Origin of the sequence: Blastococcus sp. HT6-30, assembly GCF_039729015.1 — a bacterium.
In the GTDB taxonomy this organism is placed as follows: domain Bacteria; phylum Actinomycetota; class Actinomycetes; order Mycobacteriales; family Geodermatophilaceae; genus Blastococcus.
Map to the genome: position 1 here is coordinate 1,340,300 of NZ_CP155792.1, position 19,018 is coordinate 1,359,317.

The 19,018-nt window shown below is 74.7% G+C and carries 19 protein-coding genes, 1 tRNA gene, 1 other RNA gene and 1 riboswitch; of the genes, 12 read left to right on the forward strand and 9 right to left on the reverse strand.

Annotated elements, in window-relative coordinates; translation table 11 throughout:
- The first annotated feature begins 351 nt into the window (after positions 1-351).
- The 3 genes from ABC795_RS06460 (at position 352) to ABC795_RS06470 (ending at position 1,498) form a co-directional block, all read left to right on the forward strand.
- A complete protein-coding gene (locus ABC795_RS06460) occupies positions 352-771 on the forward strand; it encodes a DUF3052 domain-containing protein (protein ID WP_347060102.1) in 420 nt (139 codons plus the stop codon).
- Between the two features lie 159 nt (positions 772-930).
- Positions 931-1,392, forward strand: a complete 462-nt coding sequence (locus tag ABC795_RS06465) for a peroxiredoxin (protein WP_347060104.1) — start codon at positions 931-933, stop codon at positions 1,390-1,392.
- 34 nt (positions 1,393-1,426) lie between these two features.
- Positions 1,427-1,498, forward strand: a tRNA-Val gene (locus ABC795_RS06470).
- A gap of 114 nt (positions 1,499-1,612) precedes the next feature.
- Here ABC795_RS06470 and ABC795_RS06475 read toward each other — a convergent pair.
- Entirely contained in the window at positions 1,613-2,416 is an 804-nt protein-coding gene (locus ABC795_RS06475; protein WP_347060105.1) for an alpha/beta hydrolase, read from the reverse strand.
- Between the two features lie 217 nt (positions 2,417-2,633).
- Here ABC795_RS06475 and ABC795_RS06480 point away from each other — a divergent pair, with 217 nt between their 5' ends.
- Positions 2,634-3,545 carry an alpha/beta hydrolase gene (locus tag ABC795_RS06480; RefSeq protein WP_347060106.1) on the forward strand — a complete coding sequence of 304 codons (912 nt, stop codon included), beginning with the start codon at positions 2,634-2,636 and terminating at the stop codon, positions 3,543-3,545.
- Between the two features lie 31 nt (positions 3,546-3,576).
- Here ABC795_RS06480 and ABC795_RS06485 read toward each other — a convergent pair whose 3' ends face one another.
- From ABC795_RS06485 to ABC795_RS06500, 4 genes are all read right to left on the reverse strand, one after another.
- Entirely contained in the window at positions 3,577-4,620 is a 1,044-nt protein-coding gene (locus ABC795_RS06485; protein WP_347060107.1) for an NAD-dependent epimerase/dehydratase family protein, read from the reverse strand.
- Positions 4,617-6,074 carry a wax ester/triacylglycerol synthase family O-acyltransferase gene (locus ABC795_RS06490; protein ID WP_347060109.1) on the reverse strand — a complete coding sequence of 486 codons (1,458 nt, stop codon included), beginning with the start codon at positions 6,072-6,074 and terminating at the stop codon, positions 4,617-4,619. Before ABC795_RS06490 ends, ABC795_RS06485 begins: the two co-directional genes overlap by 4 nt.
- Before the next feature lie 147 nt (positions 6,075-6,221).
- Positions 6,222-7,202 carry an alpha/beta hydrolase gene (locus tag ABC795_RS06495; protein WP_347060110.1) on the reverse strand — a complete coding sequence of 327 codons (981 nt, stop codon included), beginning with the start codon at positions 7,200-7,202 and terminating at the stop codon, positions 6,222-6,224.
- Positions 7,203-7,354: 152 nt separating this feature from the next.
- Positions 7,355-9,319 carry an FUSC family protein gene (locus tag ABC795_RS06500; protein WP_347060111.1) on the reverse strand — a complete coding sequence of 655 codons (1,965 nt, stop codon included), beginning with the start codon at positions 9,317-9,319 and terminating at the stop codon, positions 7,355-7,357.
- Positions 9,320-9,377: 58 nt separating this feature from the next.
- Between ABC795_RS06500 and ABC795_RS06505 the strand changes: the two genes are divergently transcribed.
- Positions 9,378-10,196: a Nif3-like dinuclear metal center hexameric protein gene (locus ABC795_RS06505; protein ID WP_347060112.1), complete on the forward strand. Its 819-nt coding sequence runs from the start codon at positions 9,378-9,380 to the stop codon at positions 10,194-10,196.
- A gap of 10 nt (positions 10,197-10,206) precedes the next feature.
- Here the strand turns inward: ABC795_RS06505 and ABC795_RS06510 are convergent, their stop codons facing one another.
- A complete protein-coding gene (locus tag ABC795_RS06510; RefSeq protein ID WP_347060113.1) occupies positions 10,207-10,986 on the reverse strand; it encodes a hypothetical protein in 780 nt (259 codons plus the stop codon).
- A 44-nt stretch (positions 10,987-11,030) separates the two neighbouring features.
- On the opposite strand from ABC795_RS06510, the gene ABC795_RS06515 reads away from it, so the two are divergent.
- From ABC795_RS06515 to ABC795_RS06530, 4 genes are all read left to right on the forward strand, one after another.
- Positions 11,031-12,851 (forward strand): carbon starvation protein A, encoded by a 1,821-nt coding sequence (locus ABC795_RS06515; RefSeq protein ID WP_347060114.1) that lies wholly within the window; start codon positions 11,031-11,033, stop codon positions 12,849-12,851.
- On the forward strand, positions 12,848-13,291 hold the full coding sequence (locus tag ABC795_RS06520; RefSeq protein ID WP_347060115.1) for a hypothetical protein: 444 nt from the start codon (positions 12,848-12,850) through the stop codon (positions 13,289-13,291). The genes ABC795_RS06515 and ABC795_RS06520 overlap by 4 nt, the downstream gene beginning before the upstream one ends.
- Before the next feature lie 5 nt (positions 13,292-13,296).
- Entirely contained in the window at positions 13,297-14,037 is a 741-nt protein-coding gene (locus ABC795_RS06525) for a C4-type zinc ribbon domain-containing protein (RefSeq protein WP_347060116.1), read from the forward strand.
- A 103-nt stretch (positions 14,038-14,140) separates the two neighbouring features.
- Complete coding sequence (locus ABC795_RS06530; RefSeq protein WP_347060117.1) at positions 14,141-15,235, forward strand: bifunctional RNase H/acid phosphatase; 1,095 nt, start codon at positions 14,141-14,143, stop codon at positions 15,233-15,235.
- A 70-nt stretch (positions 15,236-15,305) separates the two neighbouring features.
- On the opposite strand, the gene ABC795_RS06535 is transcribed toward ABC795_RS06530, so the two are convergent.
- Complete coding sequence (locus tag ABC795_RS06535; protein ID WP_347060118.1) at positions 15,306-16,061, reverse strand: sulfite exporter TauE/SafE family protein; 756 nt, start codon at positions 16,059-16,061, stop codon at positions 15,306-15,308.
- 24 nt (positions 16,062-16,085) lie between these two features.
- Between ABC795_RS06535 and ABC795_RS06540 the strand changes: the two genes are divergently transcribed.
- The 3 genes from ABC795_RS06540 to rnpB all read left to right on the forward strand — a co-directional run bounded on the left by ABC795_RS06540 (position 16,086) and on the right by rnpB (position 17,742).
- Positions 16,086-16,448: a hypothetical protein gene (locus ABC795_RS06540; RefSeq protein WP_347060119.1), complete on the forward strand. Its 363-nt coding sequence runs from the start codon at positions 16,086-16,088 to the stop codon at positions 16,446-16,448.
- 61 nt (positions 16,449-16,509) lie between these two features.
- A complete protein-coding gene (locus ABC795_RS06545; protein WP_347060120.1) occupies positions 16,510-17,232 on the forward strand; it encodes a PIG-L family deacetylase in 723 nt (240 codons plus the stop codon).
- Between the two features lie 107 nt (positions 17,233-17,339).
- An RNA gene (gene rnpB / locus ABC795_RS06550) (RNase P RNA component class A) lies at positions 17,340-17,742 on the forward strand.
- 31 nt (positions 17,743-17,773) lie between these two features.
- On the opposite strand, the gene ABC795_RS06555 is transcribed toward rnpB, so the two are convergent.
- Positions 17,774-18,157 carry a VOC family protein gene (locus ABC795_RS06555; RefSeq protein ID WP_347060122.1) on the reverse strand — a complete coding sequence of 128 codons (384 nt, stop codon included), beginning with the start codon at positions 18,155-18,157 and terminating at the stop codon, positions 17,774-17,776.
- Positions 18,158-18,204: 47 nt separating this feature from the next.
- The gene (locus ABC795_RS06560) at positions 18,205-18,525 is read right to left on the reverse strand and encodes a hypothetical protein (RefSeq protein ID WP_347060124.1); all 321 of its coding nucleotides are present in this window, start codon (positions 18,523-18,525) and stop codon (positions 18,205-18,207) included.
- Between the two features lie 380 nt (positions 18,526-18,905).
- A riboswitch (cyclic di-AMP (ydaO/yuaA leader) is annotated at positions 18,906-19,005 on the forward strand.
- Positions 19,006-19,018 lie beyond the last annotated feature (13 nt).

The following is a 19,018-nucleotide window of genomic DNA, read 5'->3' on the forward strand; positions in this document are numbered from 1 at the left end:
TGTCGCAGAGCCGGTGGGGACCGCGGGCGTCGCGCCGGTGAACGCAGGCTTGCGTCGTGCCCGTCATGCCCTACGCTTCCGCCAGCGGCGCCTCGTACGGACGGCGCTGCTCCGGGGGGCGACCCTCGGAAGGTGACCGCGTCGGTGACAGGGTGAGGGGTGACATGACCAGGGTGCGGGTGGTTCTCCCGCTGGTCGTGTCGGTTCCGGTCCCGTGCCCGTGCTCCGCGCGCCCGGCACCTGCCGCCCTCCCGGTCCTCCTGTGACACTTCCGCGCGCGGTCACCGGCCCGGCAGGGCACCATCCACCCCACAGCAGGTCAGCAGACCGACCCATGGAGGAGCAGCAGGGATGAGCGTCGACAGCGCCGGCATGGCGGCTCGGCTGGGCATCAAGCCGGGCATGGTCGTGCAGGAGCTCGGCTGGAGCGAGGACGCCGACGAGGACCTGCGCGACTCCATCATCGAGGTCTCGGGCAGCGAGATGGTGGACGAGGACACCGACGAGGTGGCCGACGTGGTCGTCCTCTGGTGGCGCGAGGACGACGGTGATCTGTTCGACGCCCTGACCGACGCGCTCACCTCGCTGGCCGACGAGGGCGTCGTCTGGCTGCTGGTGCCGAAGTCGGGCCGGCCCGGGCACGTGGAGCCGGGTGACGTCACCGAGGTGGCGCCGACGGCCGGCCTGTCGCAGACCAGCAGCATCTCCGCGGCCAAGGACTGGTCGGGCATCCGCCTGGTCACCCCGAAGGCCGCGCGCAGCCGCCGCTGAGCGGAGGGCGTCTCTACCCCACCGCTCGGCGGCACGACCGTGCAGAGGGGTCGTTCCAGCACTCGAAGGGCCTCGCACCCCAGCGCCCGCACGCTGGGGACGAGCCTCTGGACGGGGCCGACAGCGGTCACTGAACGTCTGTGCGGCACGATCGGGGGCATGAGCCTCTCCGTCGGTGACCGCGCCCCCGAGTTCAGCCTTCCCGACCAGGACAAGCAGGTCGTCTCCCTCGCCGACCTGCGCGGCACCCCCGTGCTGCTGGTCTTCTACCCCTTCGCCTTCTCCGGCATCTGCACCGGTGAGCTCTGCCAGCTGCGCGACGAGCTGACCTCCTACACCGACGCCGGGGTGAAGGTGCTGGCCATCAGCACCGACCCCGTCTTCAGCCTCAAGGCGTTCAAGGCGCAGGAGAACCTCGAGTTCCCGCTGCTCTCGGACTTCTGGCCGCACGGCACGGTCGCCCAGGCCTACGGCGTGTTCAACGAGAAGGCCGGCATGGCCGTGCGCGGCACCTTCCTGGTCGACGCCGAGGGTGTCATCGCCTTCACCGAGGTGAACGCGCCCGGCGACGCCCGTCAGCAGTCCGGCTGGAAGGACGCCGTCGCGAAGCTGGCCTCCTGAGGCCGGGCGTCCGGGGCCATACCCTGGACGCGCCGGGCGCGTAGCTCAGCGGTAGAGCTCTCGCCTTACAAGCGAGCGGTCGCAGGTTCGAACCCTGTCGCGCCCACTGTCGTGCCTCATCCCGCGGCATCCGCCGTCGGCTCGTGGTGGTGTCGCGAGCTCCGGACACCACCACGAGCCGACGACCGGCGGCGTGCGGCCCGCCTGGCGGGACGAGGCGTCAGGCGGCGACGGCGTCCTCGGCCGCGGCGGTGCGGGGGGCGGCCGGCTTCGGGAAGGCCGGGCGCAGGAACGCCGGCGCCCGGAACGGCTTCCACTCGCCCTCGGGCTGGGCCAGCCGGTCGGCGATCGCCCAGAGGGCGGCCGGGTGGTGGCCGATGCCCAGGTGGCTCGCGGTGACGGCGATGTTCTCGCAGCGCTCGCCGGGGAGGTTCAAGCAGGTCTGCCAGTGCACGATGCCGTCGTAGTGGGAGTAGATCGAGGTCGCGGGCACCGGCAGGGGGCAGCCCTCGGATTCGAGCGGGAACTGACGCTGCTCCACGTGCAGGTGGGCGTAGCGGTCGAACGCCTTGCTGGCCCGGCTCTGCGTGTGCCGCTCGATGCGGAACGGGCTGCCGAGGGTGATCACCTGGCGCACCTGGTCGGGGCACTGCCGGGCGAGGTCCCGGGCGAAGATGCCGCCCAGGCTCCACCCGATGACCGTCACCTTGCGGCGGTAGCGGCCGTGCAGGTAGTCGAGCCTGTCGCGCAGGCCGTTGACGCAGATGGCGGTCGGGCCGATGTTGCGGCCCAGCCCCCAGCCGTGCACTCGGTAGCCGAGGCGCCGCAGCGTCGCCCGCAGTACCCGGGTGGAGGTGTCGTCGGCGAGGAAGCCGGGGAGGACCAGCACGGGGTGCCCGTCGCCCTTGGGCAACCGCTGCGTGAGCGGGCGGGCTGCCAGGTAGAGGCCGTAGTCCGCGATCGCCCTGGTGGGCTCGCTCAGGTAGAGCGGGAGTGCGGGACCGTCACCCTGCTGTCGTGCCACGTCGTCCTCCAGGCTGCCGTCCATTCGTGCAGGGGCTCTACCAAGATGCGGCCTGGCTCACACCTGGCGGTCGCATACGCGCGGGCACATGTTGCCGAATTGTGTCCCGCGTCATAGCGCGCGTTCGCGTTCCGCGCATCCGCACGACCGGGCCGCACTGCGCCCGCTCGCAACTCGTGCCACGGTACGGACGACCGCACGGGGGAGGAGGGCACTGATGAGCGAGGACGACATGCCGGGCCGCAGCCGCACCGTGGACCTGGACGGCCCGGTGCACTACCTGGACTTCGGCGGCGCGTCCGACGGGCCGGCGGTCGTGCTGGTGCACGGTCTCGGCGGATCGCACCTGAACTGGGACCTGGTGGCCCCGGCCCTGCGGGAGCACGCGCGGGTGTTCGCCCTCGACCTCCCCGGCTTCGGCCGCAGCGAGCCCGGCGGCCGCAAGGCCAGCGTCCCGGCCAACGTCGCGGTGCTGCACCGTTTCCTCACCGAGGTGGTCGGCGAGCCCGCCGTCCTGGTGGGGAACTCCATGGGCGGCATGATCTCGGTCCTGGCGACGGGGGAGCACCCCGAGGCGGTGCGCGGTCTGGTGCTGCTCGACCCCGCAGTGCCCGGCCCGCGCCGCGCGCTGGATCCGCTGGTGGCGATGACGTTCGCGCTGTACGCGATCCCGTTCGTGGGGGAGCGCTTCCTGTGGTGGCGGCGCCAGCGGACGTCGGCCCTGGTCCGCGTGCACGACATGCTGGAACTGGTGGGCGTGGACCCCGAGCGGGTGCCCTCCGACGTCATCGACCGGTCGGTCACCCTGATCGAGGAGCGCCGCGACGTCCAGGGCATGGACCGGGCGTTCCTCGCCGCCGCCCGCTCGGTGCTGCGGGTGCTCGCCGACCCCCGCCGCTACCGGGCCGCGATGGCGTCCATCGACGTTCCCGTGCTGCTGGTGCACGGCGACCGCGACCGGCTGGTGCCGGTGCAGGCCGCCCGGGACATCGCCCGGCAGCACCCCGCCTGGCGCTACGCGGAGTGGTCCGACGTCGGGCACGTGCCGCAGCTGCAGGAGCCGGAGCGGACCGTCGCCGAGATGCTCGACTGGATGCGGGACACGGCGCTGACCAGCTCGCCGGCCTGACCACGCGGGGGACACCGCCGCCGCGGTCGGCTCAGGGGTGCGCGTCGAGCGTGTCGCGCAGCGCCTCGAGGCCGGTGTAGCGGGGGCGCCACCCCAGCTCCTCCCGGGCCCGGGTGGTGTCCATGATCACCGGTCGGCCGGCCGCCTCGATCCACTCGGCCGCCGGCGGGAGGAACGGCAGCCGGGACACCGCCCGCGCCGTCACCTGCGCGGGCGCGGCGGGCAGCGGAACCGGGATCGCGCCGAACTCACGGGCGACGTCGGCCGCGGTCAGCACGCCCTCGCCGGCGATGTTGTAGGCGCCGGGAGGCCCGGCGCCCAGGACGCAGAGCAGCAGTGCCTGGCCGACGTCGTCCTCGTGGACGAACTGCAGCGGGTGCTTCGGCACCAGCAGCGGCACCGGAACCGGCAACCGCCGCGGCCGGCCGAACAGCAGGCGGCCCAGCGGTGCGAGCGGGCCGGGCAGCACGTCCTTGGCACCGACGGCATGCGGGCCGAGCACCACCGACGGGCGCAGCAGGTAGAGCGCCAGGTGGGGTGCGGCCGACGCCTCCTCCTGCAGCAGGTGCTCGAGCTCGGCCTTCTCCTGCGCGTAGAACAGCCGCGACGCCGGGCGCACCGGCCAGTCCTCGGAGATCCGCTCGGGGTTGTCGCGGTGGAAGCCGTACGCCGCCACGGAGGAGGAGTGGACGAACCGGCGGGCGCCGACGGCGGCCGCTGCGCGGAAGACGTTCAGCGTGCCGTCGACGTTGACGGCGCGCGTCGTGCCCCGGGAGGCGTTCCCGGTGATCAGGAAGGCCAGGTGGACGACGACGTCGGCGCCGCGGAACGCCTGCCGGAGCGCCTCGGGGTCGCGGACGTCGCCCTGCCGGTACTCCATCTTCGTCCAGCCGCGCTCGGCCGGGTCGAACGGCCGGCGGGCGATGCCGATGACCCGCTCGACGCGGTCGTCATCCTCCAGCAGCGGGAGCAGGCCGGCGCCGAAGGTGCCGGTGGGGCCGGTGACCGCGACGGTCAGCCCGCGCTCCCCGCCCGCCGCCTCCCTGGCCGGGCCGCGTCTCTTCGTCGGGCTCATCGGGCGCTGGCCCGGGCGCGGGACTTCGCGCCGGTCGGCTGGGGGACGTCGGGGGTGGCCTGGTCGGCCCGGGCGTGCTCGAGCAGCTCCTCGATGCCGCGCCGGATCCCGCCCGAGAGGACGTCGACGTCGGGAAAGGCGTCGAAGTCGGCGTTGATGCCGAAGGTCATCGTGTCGAGGTAGCTGAAGATGCCGATGGAGCACCGGATGCCACCGGCGATCGGCACGTAGGCGTGCGCCGAGGTCATCCGCTTGCCCAGCACGTAGAGCGGCACCCGCGGACCCGGGACGTTGGTGGTGACCGCCTGGCACCACATCTGCCCGGCCTGCATGCCCGCCCGGACGCCCATGGAGAGCAGGCCCGGGGCCACGAAGTCGCCCATCGCGATGATCGACGGGACGTCGACGGCCTGCATGGCCCGCTTGTGCTCGTCCATCTGGCGGCGGACGGTCCGCAGCCGGGAGACCGGGTCGGGGTCGCCGACGGGCAGGTCGACGAAGACGCACGACACCTGGTTGTCCAGCGCGCCGCGCTTGCTCTGCGCGCGCACCGAGACCGGCACCATCGACCGGACCACCAGGTCCTCCGAGGAGAGCTCCCCGCGGCCCTGCAGCAGGTCGCGGAAGCCCTTGGTGATGGCGGTGAGGACGACGTCGTTCACGGTTCCGCCGAGCGCCGTGCGGACGGCCTTGAACTCCTGGAACCTCCCGGCGGTCCAGGCCCACCGGCGGTGCGGGCCGATGTGGCCGTTGAGCGAGCGGGCCGTCGGGGTCACCGCCTGCCGGGCCAGGGACGGCACCGTCTTCGCCAGCGTGCGCCCGACTCCGGTGAGGCCGCGGGCACCCCGGACCGCGCTGCCCACGCTCGGCAGGCTGGTGAGGGTGCGCAACGGCTGGGTCATCGCCTCGGTGACGGCGCCGGCGACGAGGGCCATCGACGAGGGGTCGTGGCGCGGGGTCCAGTCGCGCGGATCGCCGTGGGCGGCGTCGGGATCGAGGTCGAACATCAGCTGCATGAGGTCGGTGCCGGCGACGCCGTCGACCATGCAGTGGTGGACCTTCGAGATGATCGCCCAGCGGCCCTCCGCCAGGCCCTCGACCAGCCACAGCTCCCACAGCGGCTTGGCCATGTCCAGGCGCTGGCCCAGCACCCGGCCGGCCAGGTTGCGCAGCTGCTCGTCGCCGCCCGGCGAGGGCACCGCGGTGTGCCGCACGTGGTAGAGGATCTGGAAGTGCGGGTCGTCGACCCACATCGGCCGGCCCAGCTGCAGCGGCACCTCACGGACCCGCTGGCGGTAGCGCGGCACGAGCGGGAGCTTGCTCAGCAGCAGCCGCACCACGTCGCCGTAGCCGGGCGCCGGGCCGTCGAAGACGGCCAGCGACCCCACGTGCATCGGGGTGTTCTCGCTCTCCGCGAAGTAGAACCCGCTGTCGAGGGCGCTCAAGCGGTCCACGTCTTCACTCCTCGCCGCCCGGCCCCGCTGTTCGGACCAGGGCCGTCGCACGTCCCGGATGGCCGCCGAAGTTATGTGTGTCTTCTGGGTAGACGCAACCTGACTGTGTGGCGACGGCCACAGCCTGGGTGCCCGGATTCGGCGCGGTCAACCGGCTTCGCGGACGCCGTCCTCGACGCGGTCGAGCAGGTCGAGCAACGCCTGGTCGACCACCGCCCTGCGGGTGAGGTTCACGCTGTGCCCGGCGCCGGGGACGACGACCAGCTCGGCTCCCGGCCCGATCGTCTCGGCGATCCGCCGGCCGTGCGCGGCCGGGGTGAGCCGGTCGTGGGTGGCGGCCACCACGGTCACCGGTATCCGCCGCAGCACCGGCAGGGCGGCGGTCTCGTCGTGGTCGAGGAAGGTCGCGTAGAAGGCCATGGTCACCGGCAGCGGCGTCGCCTCCAGCAGCTCCTGGACCATCCGGACCGAGCGCCGGTCGGCGTCGTCCCGGCCGAAGAGCAACCGCCGGATCGCCCGCCGGCCCACGAACCGCCCCCGCCACGGCAGCTGCTCCAACCGGGGGGCGAGCCGCTGGAGCAGCCACAGGTACAGCGGCAGCAGGCCGAGCCGACGTCCCACCTTCACGAGGAACCCGACCGGACCGGTGCCGACCAGCCCCCCGGCGGAGGTGGCGAGCAGGAACGCGCCGACGACCCGGCCGCCGAACAGCTCCGGCCGCTGGCGGGCCAGCGCGAGGATGCTCATCCCGCCCATCGAGTGCCCGGCCAGCACCACCGGCCCGGTCGGGGCGACGGCGTCGAGCACCTGGCCGAGGTCGCGGCCGGTGCGGTCGATCGTGGCCTTGGTGAGGGGCGTCCAGCCGGACCGGCCGTGCCCGCGCTGGTCCCAGAGCACCAGCCGGGTGCGGTCGCGCAGCGCCTCGCGCTGCAGCTGCCACTCCGCCAGCCGGGCGGTGAAGCCGTGGCAGAGGACGACGGTGAGCGGTGCGTCCATCGCCCCGCCCCCGGCCGGCCCGTCCACCTCCACGTGCAGGTCGACGCCGTCGTCGGTGGTCACCGTCCGGGAGCCCGGCGGCGGGGGGCCGTCGAGCGGGGGCAGGATCAGCAGCGGCGGGTCGCTGGGCACGGCGCCATCCCAGGCCCCGTGGGCCGGGCACGCAACCGGGGCGGAGCGCCGGGGCCACGGTTCGTGCACGAACCGTGGCCCCGGGCCCCGCGGCACGACGACGTGTGCACGAAACGGTGCCCCGGTCCTCGGTTCGGCGCCCGCCGCCGCGGTCAGTGCGAGGTGCGCCGGCCCGGCGCGGCGTCCCGCACCAGCCGGCGGGCCACGTCCACCTCGCGCGCGACCGGGGCCAGCACGCCCTCGGCGTGCAGCTCGGCGTCGTCCGGTGCCCGGGGTGCCCGGACGTCGTCCTCGAGCGAGCGGATGGCCCGGCGCAGCACCGCCACCTGGGCGAGGTCCGGGGCCGGCTCGCCGCCGCGGGTGGCGATGACCGCCTCGGTGACCGCGTCGGAGGTGCGCTCCAGCTGCACGATGACCGGCCACCAGGCGGCTGCCCGCGTGCTGATCGGTGGTGGCTCGGCGAGCCGCCGCTGCAGCTGGGTCTGCAGCTCGGTGAGCGCGCGGTAGTTGCGCCGGCGGGCACGCCGGCGCTCGGCCGGGCTGCCGGTGAAGGCGGCGTCGACGAAGGCGTCCAGGGCGAGGGCGGCGTCCCGCAGGGCCTCGTCCAGGGGGGCCCGCCAGGTCTGCGGCCACAGCAGGTAGCCGAAGACCAGCACGATGGCGCAGCCGATCAGCGTGTCCAGCAGCCGCGCGCCGACCAGCCCCGGGCCGCCGGGGAGGGCGAGGTCCAGCAACAGGATGATCAGCGGCGTCTGGAAGACGGAGAACAGCCCGAAGTTCGCGTTGCGGGCCCACGGCAGGACGGCCGCGGAGCAGGCGAGCGCGACGAGCACCCAGCCGTTGCGGGGGAGGACCGCCAGGAGCGCCGACCCGAGCAGGACGCCCAGCAGCGTGCCGGCGCCGCGCTGCACGGCGCGGGTGAACACCGACCCGAAGTCGGGCTTGAGGATGATCGCGACGGTGAGCAGCACCCAGTAGGGACGCTCGATCGGCACGTACTGGCGGGCGATCTCGGCGACGGTCATGCACAGCGACAGGCGGACGGCGAAGGCGCGGGTGTCTGCGCTGGCCACGGTCCGGTCGGCCAGGTCCCGCGCCCGGGCCCGGAGGCTGGACTCCGGCCGGGTCGCCGCAGCGCTGGCCCGCTCCTCGGGATCGCCGACGACGTTCCACACCAGCCGGACGCCGTGCCGCACCGCCCGCACGGCGGGGTGCCCCTCCTCGAGCGGGGCGGGCCGCTGGTCGGTCAGTTCACCGCTCCCGGTGATCGCCGCCGCCAGTGCGTGCACCGCGGTCACGTCCTGCGGGTCGGCCGGCACGCCCGCCCGCGCGGCGGCGACCGCCCCCTCCACCAGCGGTGCCGCGGCGTTCAGGACGCCGGCCAGCTCGGACAGCTGGCGGGTGCGGCCGGCGGAGCGGCTGCGGCTGCGGATGACGCGGTCGTAGGCGGTGTTGAGCGCGGTGGTGAGGCTCCGGCGGGCGTCGGGCGCGGTGTCGCTGCCGATCGCCGCGAGCAGCTCGCCGATCCGCGTGAAGACCGTGGCGACGGCGGCCCGGTCGGGGTCGAGCTGCTCGGTGCGGGCCTGGACGAGGGTCATCAGCGTCGCCCAGGCCGCGCCGCAGAAGAAGAAGCCGACCTCGGCCACCGCCGGCAGCGGGGTGACCAGACCGGAGGCCAGCGCCGTGTAGATCAGCAGCTGGAGCGAGCCCAGCGAGAGCGCGGCGTTGACCGCGCTGATGAGCGCGGCGACCGCCGACAGCAGGGCGATGACCACCACCGGCTCCCACCCGCCGCCGGTGGCGTACTGGCCGGCCAGCAGGCCCAGGGTGCCGAACAGCGTCGCCGCGCCGATCCGCCGGAGCCGGTCCCGCAGCGGCCCCGGTTGCGGCGCCAGGCTCGCGGCGAGCGCCCCCATGGTGCCGAAGACGCCGGCGCCCAGGGCCGCGGCGGAGTCCAGCCCGCCGCCGACCGTGAGGGACGCGGCCAGCGGAGCGGGGACGGCGACGGCGAACCTGGCGACGTCGCGCCACGGGACCGGCGGGGGCGTGGTGCGGACCAGCTCCTCCAGCCATGCCGGTGGCCGCAGCGCCCGTTCCCGACGCCGCCCGTCCGCCACTCCTGGAGCTTGTCACTGCGCAGCACCGGGCGCGCACCCCCGCCTACGCTGACCAGCCGTGACCGTGCTGCTCGGCGAGGTCCTCGCCGCCCTCGACGCCCGCTACGACCCCGCACTCGCCGAGGGCTGGGACGCGGTCGGCCTGGTGTGCGGCGATCCCGCGGACGAGGTCCGGTCGGTGCTGTTCGCCGTCGACCCCACCGCCGCCGTCGTCGACGAGGTGGTCGCCACCGGCGCGCAGTTGCTGGTCATCCACCACCCGCTGTTCCTGACCGCGGTGCACGGCGTGCCGGCCGACGACGCCAAGGGCCGGCTGGTGCACCGGCTGATCCGGGCCGGCGCGGGGTTGTTCGTCGCGCACACCAACGCCGACCGGGCGCCCTGTGGGGTCAACGCCGCGCTGGCCGCCGTCCTGGGGCTCGCCGACCCCGTTCCGCTGGAGCCGGCCGGTGACGATCCGCGCGCCGGCCTCGGCCGCGTGGGCGCGCTGCCCGGACCGATGACCCTGCGGGAGTTCGCCGGGCACGCGGCGGCGGTGCTGCCGGCCACGGCCGGGGGCGTCCGGGCGGCGGGCGATCCCGACCGGGTCGTCCGCCGGGTGGCGGTGTGCGGCGGCAGCGGGGGGTCGCTGCTCCCGGCCGCCGCGGCCGCCGGGGCGGACGTGCTCCTCACCAGCGACCTGAAGCACCACCCGGTGTCCGACGCCCTGGAGGTGCCGGGTCCGGCGCTGGTCGACGTGGCGCACTACGCCTCGGAGTGGCCCTGGCTGCCGGTGGCCGCCGACGTGCTGCGCCGCGATCTCGGCGACCGGGTGGAGGTCGGGGTGTCCACCCGGCGGACCGATCCGTGGAGCTGCCGGGCCGACGCGGCCGGCTGAGCCCGCCGGCTCAACCGTGACCGGCGGCGCGCAGTGCCCGGACGCAGGAACGCTCGAGGGCGCGCTGGCGGCGTATGCGGGTGAGCAGGCCCGGCACCGGCTCCAGCTCCCGGGTCACGGCCGGCTGCGTCACGGTGAGCCGGTCGTCGGCGTACCGGCCGGCGGTCGTGTGCACGGTCCACCGCTCGACGTCGGGCACGGACAGCTCCTGACCGACGAGCACCGCCGGTCCCCTCACGCCCGCCGGACCGCCCCGCACCTCCAGCGGAGCGGTGCCCCAGTCGGCCACCCGCACGGTGCGCACGTGCAGGGTTCCGTCGTCGACCCCCAGCACCACATCGCCCGGGCCCTCGCGCCGCCCGCCCGCGACGACGTCGACGGGTTCCAGCACCAGTACCAGCCGGGGCAGGTACCACCAGTGCTCGCGGCGCAGCATCGGTGAGTCGGCGAGCGCGCGGGCCGGCGGGTGCTTGCGCAGCTCCTGGTCGAGCAGCTCGTCGGTGAACAGGTCGCCCGCGCCGTCCTCGACGAGCGTGAGCGGCCCGGTGGCCACCAGGGGCGCCCAGCGGGACCCGGTCAGCCGCGGATCGGAGAGGACCAGCGCCGCCGCGCCGCCCGAGGCCGCGGCGCGGGCGGTTCCCACGTGCCCCCACGGGAGGGCGACCGCCGGCCGGCCGCCGAGGACCAGGGGGACGACGCCGATGGCGCCGGGCGCCTCACCGGGCGTGCGCCATAACAGTTCGGCCACACCGGCGGAGTGGATCGCTGCGGGCAGACTTGTGGCGTCCATCACCTGGTTGTCTACTCCCTCCGACGGCGGCGACGGTGCCGCCCATGGACCTGGGGGTCGCCGTGCCCGCGTTCGTCGTGGCCGCAGTGGTCGGGGTGCTGTTCTTCCTCGGCTACCGGTACTACTCCAGCTACCTGGCCCGGAAGGTGTACGCTCTCGACCCGGCCTTCGTCACGCCGGCGCACCAGTTCAACGACGGCAACGACTTCGTGCCGACGAACAAGCACGTCCTCTTCGGCCACCACTTCACCTCGGTGGCCGGGGCCGCGCCGATCGTCGGCCCGGCGATCGCGGTCTTCTGGGGCTGGGGACCGGCGCTGACCTGGATCGTCCTCGGCACGATCTTCGCCGCCGGGGTGCACGACCTGGGCGCGCTGGCGGTGTCGGTCCGGCACAAGGCGAAGAGCATCGGCACGCTGGCCGGCGAGGTCATCAACGGCCGGGCCCGCAAGCTCTTCCTGGCCATCATCTTCTTCCTGCTGACCCTGGTGAACGCGGTGTTCGCGGTGGTCATCGGAAACCTGTTCGTCGCCAACCCGGGCGCGGTCATCCCGATCGTGGGCGAGATCCCGCTGGCCATCGCCATCGGCGTCTACATCTACCGCACCCGCTCGTCGGCCCTGCTGCCCTCGATCGTGGGCGTGGTGGTGCTCTACGCGCTGATCCTGGTCGGCAACGCCTTTCCGATCTCGCTCGACGGGCTGGCCGAGGCGCTCGGCGTCGAGCAGACCCGCAACGTCTGGGTCGTCCTGCTCTTCGCCTACACCTGGATCGCCTCGCGCATCCCGGTGTGGGTCCTGCTGCAACCGCGCGACTACATCAACAGCCACCAGCTGTTCATCGCGCTCGGGGTCATCGCCCTGGGCGTCATCGTCGGCATGAACACCATCCAGGCGCCGGTGGTCAACGACGTCCCTGAGGGGTCACCGAGCTTCTTCCCGTTCCTGTTCATCACCATCGCCTGCGGGGCGATCTCCGGCTTCCACTCGCTGGTCTCCTCCGGGACCACCTCCAAGCAGCTGGACAAGGAGTCCGACGCCCGCTACGTCGGGTACATGGGCGCCGTCGGGGAGGGCTCCCTGGCCACCGGCGCCGTCCTCGCCGCCACGGCGGGGGTCGCGGCGTCCCAGGCCGACTGGCAGGCGCTCTACCCCGACTTCGCCACGGCGTCGAGCGGCGCCACCGGCAACTTCGTCCGGGGGGTGGCCGAGTTCGCCAACAACATCGCCATCCCGCTGGACCTCGCGACCATCTTCGCCGCGGTGGTCGTCATCAGCTTCGCCGCCACCACGATGGACACCGGCGTGCGGCTGCAGCGCTACGTCGTCCAGGAGATCGGCGAGCTGGTCAAGGTGCGAGCGCTCTCCCGGAACCTCACGGTGGCGACCACCATCGCCGTCGTGATCCCGCTGGCCATGGCGCTCCTGCCCGGCGGCGGGGAAGCGGGGTACACGTTCGGCGTCCTGTGGCAGCTGTTCGGGACCACCAACCAGCTCACCGCAGGGCTCGCGCTGTCGGTCATCGCGGTGTGGATCACCCGGCGGGGCCGGAACCCGATCGCCGCCCTCGTGCCGCTGGTGTTCCTGCTGGCCATGACCACGTGGGCGCTGCTGGTCAACCTGCGCAACTTCGTCCGGGACGACCAGTGGGTCCTGGCGCCGCTGGACGCGGTCATCTTCGTCCTGGCGGTCTGGCTGATCGTCGAGGCCGCCCTGGCCCTCCGCGCGGCGCACCGGGAGCGGCCGTCGCTCGTGGACGCCGACGGCACCGGTGCCGGGCGGGAGTCCGTCGTGGCCCGGGCGAACCCGGACGAGCCGACGTCGGACCGCCCGATCGGAGGCCCCGACCGGGACGGCGACCGGTGAGCCGGCGGGTCGTCCTCGTCCGCGGCCCGCGCGCGGCCGCCGGGTCCGGCGGCTGCTGCAGCGGGGACGTCCGGCCCTTCGACGAGGGCGGCTCGCACGCCCACGCGCCGTCGGAGGACACCGTGGCGGCGGTGTACCGGGCGCTCCGCGCGGCGGTGCCGGCCGACGTCGCGGTCGAGGTGGTCTCGCCGTCGAACTGGCTCTGGCTGCTGCCGGCCCTGGTCACCGACGGCCGGCGCCGGGGGCTGCGCGGTGCGGCCTTGCGGCGGTCGGTCCGCGCCGGGATGGCCGTGGAGTCCCTGATCGCCGACGGGGCGGTGCTCGCCTCGGGCCGGCTGCCCGCCCCGGCGGCGGCGGTGGCCGCGGTGGAGGTGGAGCTGGGCGTGCGGGGAGCCGCCGGCTCACCGGCGGGGCGGGCGGGGGAGCCGCAGGTAGGTTGAGCGGCGTGAAGGCCGACCATTTCGAGCAGCAGAAGCTCCTGGAGCTGGCGGCGGAGGACGTCGCCCTCACCCAGCTCGCGCACCGCAGGCGGACGCTTCCGGAGGCCGTCGCCGTGGAGTCCGCCGCCCAGGCGGAACGGGCGCTGGCCGATGACGCGGTCCGGGCCGAGACCGCAGCGCGGGACCTGCAGCGCGAGGTGAAGCGGCTCGAGGCGGACGTGGAGACCGTCCGGGCCCGCGCGGCCAAGGACCAGAAGCTGCTCGACTCGGGCAGCGTCGCGGCGAAGCAGATGACCGATCTGCAACACGAGCTGCAGTCACTGGCGCGCCGTCAGTCGGACCTGGAGGACCAGGAGCTCGAGCTGATGGAGAGCCTGGAGACCGCTGAGGCCGCCCTCCGGGAGGCGCGGGCGGGTGTGGAGGAGGCGCGCGCCGCGCTCGAGCGGGCCGAGCAGCTGCGCGAGGACGCGCTGGCCGACATCGCCGACAGCACGGCGCGGCACGAGGCCGCACGGGCGGCCGTCGCCGGGGGCATCTCGGCGCCGCTGCTGGGCCTCTACGACCGGATCCGCGCGCAGACCGGCACCACCGGTGCGGCGATGCTCAAGGCCCGGCAGTGCCAGGGGTGCCGGATCGAGCTGAACGGCCGGGACCTCGCCGCGGTGCGCAACGCCGACCCGCACGAGGTCGTCCGGTGCGAGAACTGCGGCCGGATCCTGGTGCGCACCGCCGAGTCCGGACTGTGAGGACGACGGGCGAGGGAGCATCGCCACTGGCTGGAGGCACCTCCCGCCTGCGGGGGACGGCGAGCGAGGATCGGATCGAGTCCGGAGTCGGGCGGGGAGCACGGTGAGCCGTCGGTTCATCGTCGAGGCCGACGGCGGGTCGCGGGGCAACCCCGGGCCGGCCGGCTACGGCGCGCTGGTGCGGGATGCGCAGACCGGGCGGGTGCTGGCCGAGCGCGCCGCGTCGGTCGGGCGGGCCACCAACAACGTCGCCGAGTACGGCGGGCTGGTCGCCGGGCTGCAGGCGGCGCTCGACATCGACGCCTCCGCCCAGGTCGAGGTGCGGATGGACTCCAAGCTCGTCGTCGAGCAGATGTCGGGCCGCTGGAAGATCAAGCACCCCGACATGCAGCAGCTCGCGCTGCAGGCCCAGCAGATCGCCCGGAAGCTGGGCAGCGTCCGGTACACGTGGGTGCCGCGGGCGCAGAACGGTGCGGCCGACGCGCTGGCCAACAGCGCGATGGACGGCCGGCCGGTGCACCGCGACGCCGCCGCCGAACCCTCGGCCGCCGAGGACGACGTCCAGCCGGTGCCCGAGCCCGCTCCCGTCGTCACCACCGTCACGCACCTGCTGCGCCACGGGCAGACCGAGCACACGCCCGAGCGCCGGTTCAGCGGGCGCAACGAGCTGCCGCTGTCCCGCACCGGCCGGGCCGAGGCCGAGGCGGCGGGGGAGCGTGCCGCGCACCTGGGCATCGAGGTCGTCGTCGCCTCGCCGCTGGCCCGCACGCGGGAGACCGCCGAGATCGTGGCCGCCCGGCTCGGACTGCCCGTCGAGTTCGACGACGACCTCCGGGAGCTGGATTTCGGCGACCTGGAGGGGCTCACCCTCGACGAGGCCCGCGCCCGGCACCCGCTGGCCGTGCGCCGCTTCATGTCCGACGTGACGGTGGCCGCGCCGGGGGGTGAGTCGATCACCGACGTGAGCGTCCGGCTGGCCGGTGCCCGCCGGCGCATCCTCACCCGGCACGCAGGGAGGACCGTGCTGGTGGTCAGCCACGTCACGCCGATCAAGCTGTTGCTCGCGGCCGGGCTCGGGGTCGGCGACGACGTCGTCCACCGGGTGTTCCTCGAGGCGGCGTCGCTGTGCACGGTCGCCTGGACGTCCGAGGGCGGGGCCTCGGTGCGGCTGGTGAACGACACCGCGCACCTGCGCTGAGCGGTCCGGCCGTCCTCGGCCGACGGTCGGCGCCGTCACGTGACCGCGGGCCGGCACCCTTGTCGGCGGGTCAGACCCGGGCGAACAGGTAGATCGAGACGGCCACGCCGAAGGTCACGATGAGCACCCGCAGGGGAGCCACCGGGATGCGGCTGGCGATCCGGGCGCCGAGGAAGCCGCCGACGAGGCTGGCCGGCGCGGCGACGGCGACGACGGCCCAGGCGACCGGCCCGAAGACGCCAAACACCACCAGCGTCACCGTGGCGGTGACCGCCGCGAGCGCGGACTTCAGCGCGTTGGCCAGCTTCAGCCGGTGCAGCCCGATGCCCAGCACGCCGACGAGGATCACGCCGAGCGCGCCGCCGAAGTAGCCGCCGTAAGCGGTGGCGAGGAACAGCGCCGGATACAGCCAGGCGGGGTCGCGGCCGGGCTCGCCGGCGGCCTGACCGGCCAGGCGTCGGGTGACCAGGGGCTGGACGGCGAGCAGCAGGCTGGCCATCAGGACCAGCACGGGAACCACGACGTCGAAGGCCTCCGAGGGCGTGGTCAGCAGCAGGACGCTGCCCACCAGCCCGCCGGCGACGGCGACCGCCGAGAAGCGGACCAGCCGGCGGCGCTGCCCGGCGTACTCGCGCCGGAAGCCGGCGACGCCGCCGAGGTAGCCGGGCCACTGGGCCAGGGAGTTGGTGACGTTGGCCGCCACCGTGCCGAGCCCCAGCGCCACCAGGGTGGGGAAGAGGATCAGGGAACCGCCGCCGGCGATGGAGTTGACGACGCCAGCGACGAAGGCGACACCGGCGGCGATGAGCAGGTCGACGGCGGACACGACGGGGAACCCTACGGTGGGCCCGTGCGGAAGCCGCCGAGCGTGACGTGGCTGGGAGCGCTGCTGGGTGGATCCTGGGTGCTCCACCTGGTGCGGCCGCGCACCTACCAGTGGCTGGTGCCCCCGGAGCTCGGCGACGCCCGCGCATGGGTACTCGCCTCCGGCGTCGCCGAGATCGGCACCGCGGCGCTGCTCGCCGCGCCGGCCACCCGGCGCGCGGGCGGCTGGGCCGCCGCCGGCCTGCTGCTGGCCTTCGTGCCGGCCCACCTGCACACGTTCCGGATCGTTCCGCGGGCGGCAGTTCCGCTCGCGGTCTCGGGGGTGCGGCTGCCCCTGCAGGTGCCCATGGTGCGGGCTGCGCTGCGGGTCGCCCGCGGCCGGGCATGACCGAGGGCGGCTGCCGTGCCGCGAGGGTGACCGCCGCGCCGGGGCCGGGCACACTGCGAGCATGCCGAGCGCCCCGATGCCCGACGACTGGCAGCGCGCCCTGGTCGTCGCCGCCCACCCCGACGACATCGAGTACGGCCTCGCCGCCGCCGTCGCCGTGTGGACGGCGGCCGGCAAGGAGGTGCACTACCTGCTGGCCACCCGCGGCGAGGCCGGGATCGCCGGGATGCCGCCGGCCGAGGCGGGCCGGCTGCGGGAGGCCGAGGAGCGGGCGTCGGCCGCGGTCGTCGGCGTCACCGAGGTCGAGTTCCTCGATCAGCGTGACGGCGTGCTGGTGGCCGGCCCGGAGCTGCGCCGGGAGCTCGCCGGGGGCATCCGGCGGCACCGCCCGGAACTGGTGGTGACCCTGCACGGCGGGGACGCCTGGACGCCGCCCGGCGTCAGCCCTGTCGCCTTGAACTCCCCGGACCACCGGGCGCTCACCCGGTCGGTGCTCGACGCGGTCGCCGATGCGGCCAACGAGTGGATCTTCCCGGACCTCGCCGAGGAGCCGTGGGCCGGCGTGCAGTACGTCGCGGTGCAGCACATGGGCGGCGAGCCACCGCACGCGATGGACGTCAGCGGGGGAGCGGAGGCCGCCGTCGCCTCGCTCACCGAGCACCGCCGGTACCTCGAGGCGCTGTCCGACGAGCCGGTCGAGGAGCAGGCCCGGCAGCAGATCGACATGGCGACCCTCACCGAGGACGGCGGCCGCCGGGTGGGCTTCACGCTCTACTGGGGATGACCACCGCCGGCACCGGCGGCGAGTCGGCCGGGGGCGTCCGCGACCGGTGATGCCCGTGGGCGTGTTCCTCGCCCCGGACGCGGCACTAGACTGGCCGGCACGACGGACGAGTCGGCTGGGCGGTCGCGTCGGCGGGGGAGACCCCGTCGCCGAGGAACGTCCGGGCTCCACAGGGCAGGGTGGTCGTTAACGGCGACCCGGGGTGACCCGCGGGACAGTGCCACAGAGAACAGACCGCCAGCGGCTCGCCGCTGGTAAGGGTGAAACGGCGGTGTAAGAGACCACCGCACACCGGGTGACCGGTGTGGCTCGGTAAACCCCACCCGGAGCTAGGTCAAGAAGGTTCGGCGGTCCGCCGCCGTTCCGCGCAGGCGTTCGAGGGCGGCCCGTCCGAGCCTGCGGGTAGACCGCTGGAGCCTGCCGGCAACGGCAGGCCTAGATGGATGACCGCCCATCGGGAGGCCGCAAGGCGCCCGTGGACAGAACCCGGCGTACAGGCCGACTCGTCCGTCGCCCCGCCCCCCGCGTCGTCGGCGTCGGCTCAGCGCTGGTCGCGGCGCAGGGGATGGTCGTCGGGGACCTCCACCACGACGATCCGGACGCCGTCCGGATCCTCGATCCACATCTCGATCAGCCCCCATGGCTCGAGCCGGGGCGGCTGCGTGACCGTCACGCCGGCCGACGTGAGACGGCGGTGTTCGGCGGCGACGTCGCGGACCTGCAGCCACAGCGCGAGCCCCTTCGGGCTGTCCGACGACCGACCGGAGACCTCCAGCAGCCCGTTGCCCAGGAAGAAGACGACCCCCGGATGTTCCGAGGGTCCGAACTCGCGATGGACCGCCAGGCCCAGGACGTCGCGGTAGAACGACTGCGACCGCTGCGGATCGGACGGTCGCAGCAGGACGCGGCTGCTCAGGATGTCCATGGCGCCATCCTGCCCCGCACCGACCAGCTGGGACGCCACCGCGGGCCTCAGGCGGCGATCGGGTGGTGGTGGCAGCGCCCGCCGGTGGTGGTCCGGGCCCCGCACGGCGCACCGGCCTTGGTCCGGCCGCCGCTCTCTCCGCAGCGAGCCGGCGACCGCGGCTGCGTGGGTACCGGCCCGGCCAGGACCGGGCGGGCGAAGGGCAGCACGACGGCGTCGTGCCCCGGCGCCCGGGCGGCCGGGGGAATGCCCGGGGCGGCGGCAGTGATCGCGTTCTCGCGTTGGCCGGCACGACGGCGCAGGGCCGCCGCGGCGGTCAGGCCGGCGGTGAAGGCAGCGATCGCGGTGGCGGCGTGGCTGGTGCGCATGCCTGTCTCATCGGCAGTCCGGGAGGCCGGCGGAACGTCCGCCGACCGGTTCGCCGCCGGCGTCGAGCGCTGGCCGGGTGCCGGTCACCCGGGGTTGGACCACCGGCTGCCGGGCGTCGTCTGCCCCGGCCAGGGTCGGGACCGCCTGAGCCTGCACCGACGAGGGCTGCGGCGCGTTCCGGCCGCAGTTGTTCCGCTCTGCGCGCACGTCCGGTCACCCTGCGTCCGACGGCACGGTGGGTCCCGGGAAAAGCCGGGCACGGACTCCTGCCGCCCCTCCCGCTCTGCCTACCGTGCCCCTGTCCGCCGATCGGCGGAACCGGATGGCGTACCGCCGAACCTGCCCCCGCCACCCGGCCACATCGAGACGACGGGCAGGCGCGGGGGACCCACTCTCGCAGGACCGGGCCGTCAGGCCCTGGGGTGAAGCCGTGGTCCACGGCCGGGCAGCTCTCGCCCGAACCCGACAGCTAACCCCGCAGGCGGCGAGAGG